This is a genomic window from Streptomyces sp. NPDC056347, from assembly GCF_042262625.1.
GTDB lineage: Bacteria > Actinomycetota > Actinomycetes > Streptomycetales > Streptomycetaceae > Streptomyces.
The window spans coordinates 1-10,553 of the sequence record NZ_JBHJQP010000229.1 but is presented as its reverse complement, the minus strand read 5'-3'; the positions used below and the strand labels follow the sequence as shown (position 1 = coordinate 10,553).

At 70.3% G+C, this 10,553-nt stretch carries 10 protein-coding genes and 1 pseudogene; 5 read left to right on the top strand and 6 right to left on the bottom strand.

What is annotated here, in order from left to right; translation table 11 throughout:
• Nucleotides 1-42: 42 nt before the first annotated feature.
• The 3 genes from ACFCV8_RS33140 to ACFCV8_RS33130 all read right to left on the bottom strand — a co-directional run bounded on the left by ACFCV8_RS33140 (nt 43) and on the right by ACFCV8_RS33130 (nt 5,025).
• Nucleotides 43-1,047 (bottom strand): TerC family protein, encoded by a 1,005-nt coding sequence (locus ACFCV8_RS33140; protein ID WP_376689208.1) that lies wholly within the window; start codon nt 1,045-1,047, stop codon nt 43-45.
• Nucleotides 1,048-1,654: 607 nt separating this feature from the next.
• The gene (locus ACFCV8_RS33135; protein WP_376689207.1) at nt 1,655-4,240 is read right to left on the bottom strand and encodes an ABC transporter permease; all 2,586 of its coding nucleotides are present in this window, start codon (nt 4,238-4,240) and stop codon (nt 1,655-1,657) included.
• Nucleotides 4,237-5,025 carry an ABC transporter ATP-binding protein gene (locus ACFCV8_RS33130; protein WP_376689206.1) on the bottom strand — a complete coding sequence of 263 codons (789 nt, stop codon included), beginning with the start codon at nt 5,023-5,025 and terminating at the stop codon, nt 4,237-4,239. The genes ACFCV8_RS33135 and ACFCV8_RS33130 overlap by 4 nt, the downstream gene beginning before the upstream one ends.
• A 521-nt stretch (nt 5,026-5,546) precedes the next feature.
• Here ACFCV8_RS33130 and ACFCV8_RS33125 point away from each other — a divergent pair.
• Complete coding sequence (locus ACFCV8_RS33125; RefSeq protein ID WP_376689205.1) at nt 5,547-5,966, top strand: DUF485 domain-containing protein; 420 nt, start codon at nt 5,547-5,549, stop codon at nt 5,964-5,966.
• Nucleotides 5,963-7,603, top strand: a complete 1,641-nt coding sequence (locus ACFCV8_RS33120; RefSeq protein WP_376689204.1) for a cation acetate symporter — start codon at nt 5,963-5,965, stop codon at nt 7,601-7,603. The genes ACFCV8_RS33125 and ACFCV8_RS33120 overlap by 4 nt, the downstream gene beginning before the upstream one ends.
• Nucleotides 7,604-7,610: 7 nt before the next feature.
• Here ACFCV8_RS33120 and ACFCV8_RS33115 read toward each other — a convergent pair whose 3' ends face one another.
• Entirely contained in the window at nt 7,611-8,006 is a 396-nt protein-coding gene (locus tag ACFCV8_RS33115; protein ID WP_376689203.1) for a hypothetical protein, read from the bottom strand.
• Complete coding sequence (locus tag ACFCV8_RS33110) at nt 8,006-8,248, bottom strand: hypothetical protein (RefSeq protein ID WP_376689202.1); 243 nt, start codon at nt 8,246-8,248, stop codon at nt 8,006-8,008. The genes ACFCV8_RS33115 and ACFCV8_RS33110 overlap by 1 nt, the downstream gene beginning before the upstream one ends.
• A 121-nt stretch (nt 8,249-8,369) precedes the next feature.
• Between ACFCV8_RS33110 and ACFCV8_RS33105 the strand changes: the two genes are divergently transcribed.
• The 3 genes from ACFCV8_RS33105 to ACFCV8_RS33095 all read left to right on the top strand — a co-directional run bounded on the left by ACFCV8_RS33105 (nt 8,370) and on the right by ACFCV8_RS33095 (nt 10,264).
• Entirely contained in the window at nt 8,370-9,200 is an 831-nt protein-coding gene (locus ACFCV8_RS33105) for a Scr1 family TA system antitoxin-like transcriptional regulator (protein ID WP_376689201.1), read from the top strand.
• Nucleotides 9,197-9,412, top strand: a complete 216-nt coding sequence (locus tag ACFCV8_RS33100; RefSeq protein WP_376689200.1) for a DUF397 domain-containing protein — start codon at nt 9,197-9,199, stop codon at nt 9,410-9,412. The genes ACFCV8_RS33105 and ACFCV8_RS33100 overlap by 4 nt, the downstream gene beginning before the upstream one ends.
• Before the next feature lie 303 nt (nt 9,413-9,715).
• Nucleotides 9,716-10,264 carry a GNAT family N-acetyltransferase gene (locus tag ACFCV8_RS33095; RefSeq protein WP_376689199.1) on the top strand — a complete coding sequence of 183 codons (549 nt, stop codon included), beginning with the start codon at nt 9,716-9,718 and terminating at the stop codon, nt 10,262-10,264.
• Nucleotides 10,265-10,316: 52 nt separating this feature from the next.
• Here the strand turns inward: ACFCV8_RS33095 and ACFCV8_RS33090 are convergent.
• Nucleotides 10,317-10,553 (bottom strand): annotated as a pseudogene (locus ACFCV8_RS33090) (MarR family transcriptional regulator); the annotation flags it as partial.

Below are 10,553 nucleotides of genomic sequence, written 5' to 3'. Positions count from 1 at the left end.
CCGTCTCGGTGGAGCGGGCCCGGCGCCGTCGTACCGCGACGGTCAGGCGTCCACACCCGCATCCTTGTCCGCGTCGCTCCGCGCACTCTCGGCCGCTTCCGCACGGGCCTGCTTCCGGCCGGCGAGAAGGCTGGTGATCGTGGTGATCACCAGTACGCCGCAGATGACGCCGAGCGACACCGGTATGGAGATCTCCGGGACGTGCACCCCGGACTCGTGCAGGGCGTGCAGCACCAGCTTCACTCCGATGAAGCCGAGGATCACCGAGAGCCCGTAGCTGAGGTGGACCAGCTTCTTCAGCAGCCCGCCGATCAGGAAGTACAGCTGCCGCAGCCCCATCAGCGCGAAGGCGTTGGCGGTGAAGACGATGTACGGGTCCTGGGTCAGGCCGAAGATGGCGGGGATGGAGTCCAGGGCGAACAGCACGTCGGTGGTGCCGATGGCGAGCATGACCACCATCAGCGGGGTCAGGACGCGCTTGCCGTTGTTCCGGATGAAGAGCTTGGTGCCGTGGTAGCGGTCGGCCACCCCGAAGCGCCGTTCGATGCTCTTGAGGAGGCGGTTCTCCTCGAACTCCTCCTCTTCCTCACCGGCCCGCGCCTCCTGGACGAGCTTCCAGGCCGTGTACACGAGGAACGCGCCGAAGATGTAGAAGACCCAGGAGAAGTTGGCGATCACGGCGGCACCGGCCGCGATGAAGACGGCCCGCAGCACCAGCGCGATCAGCACACCGACCAGCAGCACCCGCTGCTGCAGGTGCGAGGGCACCGAGAACTTCGCCATGATCAGGACGAAGACGAAGAGGTTGTCGACGCTGAGCGACTTCTCCGTGATGAAGCCCGCGAAGAACTCGCCGGAGGCCTGGCTCTCGCCGAAGAGCAGCAGGCCGAGCCCGAAGAGGGCGGCCAGTGCGATCCAGACGACCGTCCAGATCCCGGCTTCCTTGGTCGTCACGTCATGGGGCTTGCGCCCGATGAAGAAATCGACGGCGATCAGGGCTGACAGACCAAGAATGGTCAGCACCCAGACGGTCCATGAAACGTCCACTGCGCCTCCGGCAGTTCGCTACGGCTACTGATTCAGCGTCGTCGCTGCCGGAGGTCTCCTCCACCCGGGCGCACGGGCTGCGCACCACGGGCCGGCGCCCCGGGACCGGTCACGGTCCGTACTGACGGAAACGCCGCGTACGGGAGTACTCCCCTCCGTTCAAAGAACAGTACAGGAAAACCCAAGAGAAGGTAAAGAGGAAGGCAATGATCAACCAAAGCCCCAGGTCGGAGCGGTACGAGAGGAGGCGTGGAACGTGATCGGCCCCGGCCCGCACCGGGCCGGGGCCGATCACTCGGCGCCGTTCACCCGACGCCGGAGGGGCCTGGGCATCGCCCGCCCGGCGCCGGTCGTGGGGCGCCGGGGGGGGGGGGCCCGGCCCGCACGACGATGCCAGCGGCAAGGACACGGCAGCAGGGGCGTCCGTGTCAGCATGCTGCACAGGTCGCGGCAGCTTCGTGCAACCCGAGCGCACCGTCAGCGCGCCGTCAACGCACTGTCAGCGCGCCGTCAGGATGCGGTCGTAGGGGCGTACACAATCCGGCCCCGGAGTGTTTGGAGGAACACCCCGGGGCCGGATCGGTTCAGTCTACGCGGGCCGCTCGCATCACCCGTCGGTGGCGATCGCGTTCAGGACGTTCATCCGACCCGCCCGGAAGGCCGGGACCAGTGCGGCGAACAGTCCGACGAAGGCCGAGGCGACGAAGACGGTGAGGATCGTCGGCCACGGGATCTCCAGGACGTCGAGCCCTTCCAGGGCCAGCAGTTGCTGGGCGGCGGTGCCCCAGCCCATGCCGAGTCCGAGGCCGAGCAGGGCGCCGAAGACCGCGATGACCACGGATTCCAGCCGGATCATCCGGCGCAGCTGACGGCGGGAGAGGCCGATGGCGCGCATCAGGCCGATCTCGCGGGTCCGTTCGACCACCGAGAGGGCCAGGGTGTTCACCACACCGAGCACGGCGACGATGATCGCGAGCGCCAGCAGGCCGTAGACGATGTTCAGCAGCTGTCCGATCTGGTCCTTCAGCTGCTGCTTGTAGTCGGCCTGGTTGCGGACCTCGTACTGCGGGTACTTGGCGAGCGCGCTCTTGAGCGCGGCGTACGTCTCGGTCTCCTTGCCGTCCTCGGCCTTCGCGAACATGAGCGTGTTCTGCGGCATGGCGTCGGCGGGGACGTACTGTTCGGCGGTCTTGACGGCGGTGTACATCGCGCCCTTGTCGATGTTCACGTCGTCCGAGGTGATGGCGGCGATCCGCAGCTTCGCGGTCCTGCCGTCCCTGAACGCGACGGTGAGCCGGTCGCCGACCTCGAGGTGGTGCTTGGCGGCGTATTCCTCGCCGACCGACATGGCGCCGGGGGCGTAGGCGTCGGCCAGGTCGCCGGAGACGGTCTCGCGGCGCAGGTCGCCGGGGAAGGTGGGGTCGGCGGCGGACAGCCGGGGCTTCTCGGTGGTGCCGTCGGGGGCGGTCACCCGGACCTCGACGGACTGGTACCGGGTGACGTGTTCGAGGCCGGGTACGGCGGTGACGGCCTTCGCCGCCTGGTCCACGATCGGGGAGCCGTCCCCGGCGGACTGGACGATGAAGTCGGCCCCCACCGACCGGTCGAGTTCGTCGGTGGCCGAGGCGACCATGGAGGAGCCGACCACGGAGAGGCAGGCGACCAGGGCGAGTCCGACCATCAGCGCGGCGCCGGTCGCCCCGGTGCGGCGCGGGTTGCGCAGGGCGTTGCGCTCGGCGAGCCGCCCCACGGGGCCGAACATCCGCAGCATGACGGCGCTGAGCACCCGGACCACGAACCCGGCCAGCAGCGGGCCGATCACGATGAAGCCGACCAGGCTGAGGAACACGCCGACCCCGAGAAGGAGCGAACCCCGGCTCGCGTCGTCGGCACCGGCCGCAGCGAACAGCGCGGCGCCGCCGCCGAGCGTGAGGACCAGCCCGATCGCGGCCCGGACGCGGCCGGTACGGCCGTCCGCCGGGGTGCCGGATTCGCGCAGCGCGGCCATGGGCGAGACCTTGCCCGCCCGGCGGGCCGGGAAGTAGGCGGCGACGACGGTGACGACGACGCCCAGCACCAGGCCGACGACGGGGGTCGTCCAGGCGACGGTGAGGTCCTCGGTGGACAGTTCCATGCCCACCGCCCCCATCAGCTTCATCAGGCCGACGGCGAGGCCGACGCCCGCTCCGACCCCGAGGAGCGAGCCGACGACGCCGAGGAGCAGCGCCTCGATCAGGACGGACCGGTTGACCTGCTTGCGGCTGGAGCCGATGGCCCGCATCAGGCCGATCTCGCGGGTGCGCTGGGCGACCAGCATGGAGAAGGTGTTGACGATGAGGAAGATGCCGACGAGCAGGGCGATCCCGGCGAAGCCGAGCATGGCGTACTTCATCACGTCGAGGAAGGAGCCCATGGAGTCCTTGTTGGACTCCGCCGCTTCCTTCTGCGTCTGGAGTTCGTAAGCGGCCGGGTCGGCGAGCGCGGCGGCGACGTTCTTCTTCAGCTGTTCGTCGGAGACGCCGGTGCCGGCGGTGACGTTGATCAGGCTGAAGGCGTCGGACCGGCCGAGCAGCTTGCTCTGCGCGGTGGCGGTGTCGAAGTAGACGACGGCGGCGCCGGGGTTGGTGACCTTGAAGGCGGCGATGCCGCTGATGCGGGCCCGGATGTCGCCGTTGGCGGTGATGGTGCGCAGTTCGTCGCCGAGCTTCAGGTGGTGCTTGTCGGCGGTGTCGGCGTCGACCATGACCTCGGTGGGGCCGCGCGGTGCGTGGCCGCTGGAGATCTCCATCGAGCGCAGGTCGTTGCGGGTCCAGTTGCCCGCGATCGTGGGGGCGCCGGTGGTGGAGCCCATGTTCTTGTCGTGCCGGTCGACGACGGTCACGGACATGCTGACGACCACGCCCTCGGCGCTCTTCGCACCGGTGGCCTTCGCGACGCGTCCGACGGCGTCGGCGGGGACGGTGGCGGGCTTGCCGCCGCGCCCCATCGGGTCGTCGTCCTCGGCGGTCTTCGGGCCGACGGTGACATCGGCGGACGTCACGGCGAAGAGCTTGTCGAAGGTGGTGTTCATGGTGTCGGTGAAGACGAGCGTGCCGCACACGAACGCCACCGACAGCAGGACCGCGACGGCGGAGAGCGCCATGCGTCCCTTGTGGGCGAAGAAGTTCCGCCGCGAGGTCTTCCAGACGGTCATGAGGTCCGCCCGCGCGAGTCGAAGTCCTTCATCCGGTCGAGGACCTGGTCGGCGGTCGGGTCGCGCATCTCGTCGACGATGCGTCCGTCGGCGAGGTACAGCACCCGGTCCGCGTAGGAGGCGGCCACCGGGTCGTGGGTGACCATGACGATGGTCTGGCCCAGCTCGTCGACCGACCGGCGCAGGAAGCTCAGCACCTCGGCCCCGGCCCGCGAGTCCAGGTTCCCGGTCGGCTCGTCCCCGAAGATGATCTCGGGGCGGGCGGCCAGGGCCCGGGCCACCGCGACGCGCTGCTGCTGGCCGCCGGAGAGTTCGGTGGGCCGGTGCTTCAGCCGCCCGGCGAGCCCGACGGTCTCCACGACCTGCTGGAGCCAGGCGGCGTCGGGGCGGCGGCCCGCGATGTCCATCGGCAGCGTGATGTTCTCCAGCGCGTCGAGCGTGGGCAGCAGGTTGAACGCCTGGAAGATGAAGCCGATCCGGTCACGGCGGAGCTGGGTGAGCTTCTTGTCCTTCAGCCCGGTGATCTCGGTCTCGTCGAGGAAGATCTGCCCCGAGCTGACGGTGTCCAGGCCGGCCAGGCAGTGCATCAGCGTCGACTTGCCGGAGCCGGACGGCCCCATGATCGCCGTGAACTCTCCCCGGGCGATGTCCACGTCGACGTGGTCGAGCGCGACGACCCGGGTCTCCCCCGACCCGTACGCCTTCAGCACCTGGCGCGCCCGGGCGGCGACGGCCGTGCGCCCTCCAGTACCCCCGTGCCTGGGAACGGTTACCGCCGTTGTCACGATATTTCTCCTCTGTCGGTACGCGCCGGGAACGGCCCATTACTCGTACGGAATCCGGTGTCGGAGACAGCCCCGGCACCTGAGCGCCCGGCACATTCCCCGGACGGGGTCTCCCCCGCCCCTTCCCCCCGGGCCCGCCGTCTGCGCAGCGGGCCCCGGCCGCTCCTCGCGGCGTAAGACCACCGTAAGGAATGAGCCACCGCGGTCACGTCCTCCGCCGGGAGGAACGCTCCCTGCCCAGAAGTAAGGAGCTACCCCTAAGGGACTCGGCCCCCGGGTGGAGCCGCTTGTAGGGGACTGCCCCCAAGGGTGCAGCGGCCGGTACGACAGTGCCCCGCCCCCTCCCCGCCGCCACCTCCCGTTCACCGCCCACTGCTCAACTGAGCCAATGCCTCGGGGAAATCGCATAGCGCATTCCCCAACTGCCGTACCCACTAGTAATGTTCACGCTTCCGACCGCACAGCACTCCTGCATTGCCGTCCCGACCAGGACCCGAGCCACGCAAGGAGCAGCACCCCCGATGTCGCACGGAAACCCGCCCCCCTCTCCCCACCACGCCGACTACCTGCTGCCCTGGCAGAGCTCCGATCCGGCACCGCCCGACCTCCCGCCCGGACTGGCCGCCACCGCCGCCGAGCCCGCCCCGGCCCTGGTGCCCGGCCGCCACGGCGACCTGCGCCGGCTGCGTACCGCGTACCGGACGCTGCGGCGTGTCGCGGCCCTGACCGCGCTCGGCTACTTCGTGGTGTTCCTGCTGCTGTCGGCGTTCGCCAAGGATCTGGTGGACTTCCCGCTGTTCGGCGGCCTCAACGTCGGTCTGGTGCTGGGGCTGTGCCAGCTCCCGATGACGGCGCTCGCCGTCGCGGTGTACGAACGGACCGCCCGGCGTACGGTCGACCCGCTCGCCGCCCGGGTCCGAAGAGCGGGAGCCGCTCGATGAACGGATTCGACAACTCCGCGCAGTCGATGTCCCTGGTGGCCTTCCTCGCGGTCGGCACCGTGGCGCTGCTGCTCTGCGTGATGACCGGCCCGGACCGCGACGACCTCGACGAGTTCTACACCGGTTCCCGTTCGCTCGGACCGATGCGGAACGGGCTCGCCCTGGCGGGCGACTACCTCTCCGCCGCCACCGTGCTCGGCACCACCGGCATCATCGCGCTCACCGGCTACGACGGGACGATCCTCGCGCTGAGCATCACGCTCTCGATGGTCCTGCTGATGTTCCTGCTCGCCGAACCGCTGCGCAACACGGGCGGCTTCACCATGGGCGACGTCCTGGTGCGCCGCGCCCCCGGCCGCGCCGTCCGTGTCACCGCGTGCGCGGCCACCATCGCCGCGCTCGTCCCGATGATGGTCGTCCAGCTCGCCAGCAGCGGCGATCTCCTCGCGTTCATCCTCGGCTTCGACACCTCGGGCTTCCGCACCGGCGCGATCATCGGGCTCGGCACCCTGATGATCGGTTACGCGGCGATCGGCGGGATGAAGGGAACCTCGCTGATCCAGATCGTGAAGATCGTCGTCCTCTTCGTGGCCTCCTTCACCATCGCCGTACTGATCATGAACCATTTCGACTGGAGCACCGCGTCGCTGCTCTCGGCCGCCCGGCAGAGCAGCGGGGCGGGGGCCGCGTTCCTGAGCTCGGGCCTCCAGTTCGAGGGCAGCGGGCTCGACATGGTCAGTTCCGAGCTGACCGTGGTGCTCGGCGCCGCCTGCCTCCCGCACGTCACCATGCGGATGGCGAGTTCCCGCTCCACCCAGGCCGTCCGCCGCTCGATGTCGTGGGCGGTCGGCACGGTCGCCGCGATCTGCCTGCTGCTCGTGGTGATCGGCTTCGGCGCGGCGGCGCTCGTCGGCCACGAGGGCATCACCGCCGCCGGGGCCTCCGGGAACAGCGCGATCCTCCAGATCAGCGGGGAGATCGCGAACGGTACGCGGATGGGAGCCCTGGTCATCACGACGATGACGACGGCGATCTTCCTGACGCTGCTCGCCTCGGTCGCCGGAATGATCCTGTCCTGCGCCAACTCACTGGCCCACGACCTGTTCGCGCACGGCCTGTTCGCCCGCGGCCCGCACACCGCCCGACCCGGACGGCGGGCGCCGATGCCGGGCCGCGCCGAGATGCGTACGGCGCAGATCTCGGCGATCGTCGTGGGTCTGCTGGCCACCGCCCTCGCCGTGGTGGCCCGGCACTGGAACGTGCAGGCCCTGGCGACGCTCTCGTTCTGCGTCGGCGCTTCCGCGCTGGCCCCGGCGCTGGTCTACAGCATGTTCTGGCGGCGCTTCACCCGTACCGGGCTGCTCTGCACCCTCATCGTCGGCACGCTCTCGGTCCTGGTCCTGATCACCGGCACCAACCTGGTTTCCGGCTCGCCCACCTCGGTCTTCCCCGACCACGACTTCAACTGGTTCCCGTTCACCACCACCGGCCTCGTCTCCATCCCGGCGGGGTTCCTGGCGGGCTTCCTGGGCACGGTCCTCCCCCGCCACACGGCCCCGGCCGCCCGCCGCGTCTACCAGGGCGAGGAACCCCGCATCCTGGCGGGCGCCCCGCCGATCCCCGTGGACCCCCGCTGAACCCTTCTCACAGATAGAGCTGCCACGCGCAGACCCGGCAGAAGGTCTTGCCGTGGCGGAACTCGGTCCGCTGGTGCTCGCACCCCGCCGCTCCGGCGGCGCAGGCGGGTGCGGCGTACGCGGGTACGGCGAACGCCGCGGCGTGCCCGACCCGCGTACGGCCCTCGGCGCGCCCGTACGCCTGGGCACGCACCAGCCGGTCGAGTTCCGCCAGGCACGGACCGCACGCGTACAGATCGCCCGTCGCACCGGGCGCGTTCACGGAGCCGACCCGCAGCACCCGCACGCCTTCGCGTCGGCAGTACAGCCAGCAGACCCCCGTCACCCACGCGTTGCCGTCGTCGGTCCGCGCGACGAGCGGCCACGCGCCGCGCCACGGCCGCCCGGCGGCGGGGGCGAGCATCACCGCACCGCCTCCTGTCCGCATCCGGCGCCCCGGGCCCGGAGCGCGGCGGCGAGTGCGCGGGCGGTCCCCACGTTGCAGCGCCCCAGATCGATCAGTACGGGCATGGCGACCCCGGCCCAGGACGAGGCGTCGACCGCCAGGGAGGGCAGCTTCACCCCCGCCTCCTCGAGTGCGGCGCCCAGCTCGCCACGCACCCGTTCGGCGTCCTCGACCGCCTCCTCGATCCACGTCTCGTGCATCGCCCGTCCCTCGCTTCCGCTGCGCTGTGTAACTTGACGCTCACAGCATGACTGCGGGCGGCGTACGCTCGAAAGATCCGACACCATTCCAACGCAGGCGGAATACGAGGGAGTTGAACAGGTGAGCGAAAGCGCCGACCAGGCACGGGAGCCCGCGAACGGCGCCGTGTATTTCGGCGAGGAGGTAAAGGCCCTGCGGGAAGCCATGGGGCTTTCCCAGGAGAAGTTCGCGGACCGGCTGCATTACCAGCAGGCGCAGGTCAGCAAGGTCGAGAACGGCACCGTGCTCGCGTCCGACGCCTTCGCGGAGGCCATGGACCGCGTGGCCGGGACGCCGGGCGTGTACGTCCGCCTCCGGGCCAAGCTGAGCAAACGGGGGCACCCGGGGTGGTTCATCCCCTACATCACGCTGGAAGAGTCCGCGAGCGGGATCACGGACTACTCGTGCACATTCCTCATGGGCCTGTTGCAGACCCCCGAGTACGCGACGGCGGTCTTCCGTGCCGCTCGCCCTCGCGAGACGGCGGACCAGATCAAACAGCGCGTCGACCTGCGAATCAGGCGTCAGGCCGTCATAGAGCGTGCCGAACCGCCACTCCTGTGGGTCGTGGTCCACGAAGCCGTCCTGCGCACATGCGTCGGCGACCGGTCCGTCATGGTCGGGCAGCTGGAGCACCTGATCAAGCAGATGGCATCGCCCCACGTCACGGTCCAGGTCCTGCCGTACAAGGCAGGCGCCGCGCCCAGTCATCTCCCGTTTACGCTGCTCTCGTTGAACGACGCACCCCACGCGCTCTACACGGAGTCGCCCACCCATGGCGGACGGGTGGACGACACCCCTAGCGTGGTGGCGACAGCCGTCAGCATGTTCGACCGGCTCCGCATGGCGGCGCTGTCCGAGGAAGATTCGCTGACCCTGATTCGCACGATCCTGGAGGAGCACGCCACATGAGCAGCACGCCCGACCCTCAGCACACCATGCGATGGGTCAAGAGCACCTACAGCGGCGGCGACGGGGGCCAGTGCATCGAGTGGGCACCCGACCACGCGCACGCGACCGGTGAATTCCTGATCCGCGACAGCAAGAACCCCCGCGGCCCCCACCTGACCCTCACCCGCGAGGGGTTCACCCGTCTCGTGGAACTCGCCAGGCTCCACGGCTGACCCAAGGGCCCTCGGCGGCCCCGAGCCACCGGCCCCCGCCACTCGGCGGGGGCCGGATGCGCGAATGCGCGAGGGCCTTGAGACGGCAACCGGAGGAGAGGCCGCCACGGGGAACAGGACTGAAGGTCCCCCTTCCGGGACCGCCCGGGTCCTACGGCCTGCGGTGACCTCCTACCAGTGGAACGCCACCGCACCTGGCCCGGCCCCGGCGGACGCTGCATCCGGGCCGGGGGGCTCGCTGCCGACGGACGTCCCGGCAAAGGGACACGTGCCACTCCGCAGGCCCGAGCTAGATTCGCCTCCATGACTGAACTCCCCTACGCCGCCTGGCCTCCCGCACCGATCAGGACCGAGCGGCTCGTGCTCCGCGCGCCCGAGCCCCGGGACCGTCCGGGGTTCGTCGAGTTGTTCAGCTCGCCGGAGGTGGGTACCTACCTGGGCGGCTCCCGCTCGCGGGAAGAGTGCGAACGCGTGTTGCCCGAGATACCCGAGCAGCGCCCCGGCCTGTTCGTGATCGAGCTCGACGGAACGATGATCGGCACCCTGGAGCTCAACCGGCGTCCACCGGAGCTTCGCAGTGGCACCGCCCCGAATGCCGAGGAGGACGAACTCGGCTATCTGCTCCTGCCGGAGACCTGGGGACACGGGTACGCCGCCGAGGCCTGCACGGCAGCACTGGCCTGGTTCGCCGCCATGCGCCCCGGCGAATCGGTGGTGCTCCGCACTCAGACCGCCAACACCCGGTCGATGCGCCTCGCGACGAAGCTGGGGTTCACCGAGGTGGCGCGGTACGAGGCGTGGGGCGCCAAGCAGTGGATGGCCAGGATGTCCCCGGTCGCGACACCCGCGTGAGCCAGGCTTCCGCCCCGCCCCCGCTCGTGTTTTTGGCCGACTCGTCGTTTCGTCAGGGGGTGTGGTCGGACTCGCGGCAGGGGCGGCAGAGTCCGTCGCGGAACGCCTCGGGCCTTCCCGGTACGCCGCACTCGGTGCACTCCGGCATCAGCCGCCGCACCGGCGCCTGCGCAGGAGCGGGCGGTACGGGAGTCGCGGGCAACCGGGGCGGCAGCTTGTCCCGCAGCCGACGCCGGACCAGACCGAAGGGCGAACCCACCCGCTCGGGAAGCCCGGCCGTCAGCACACG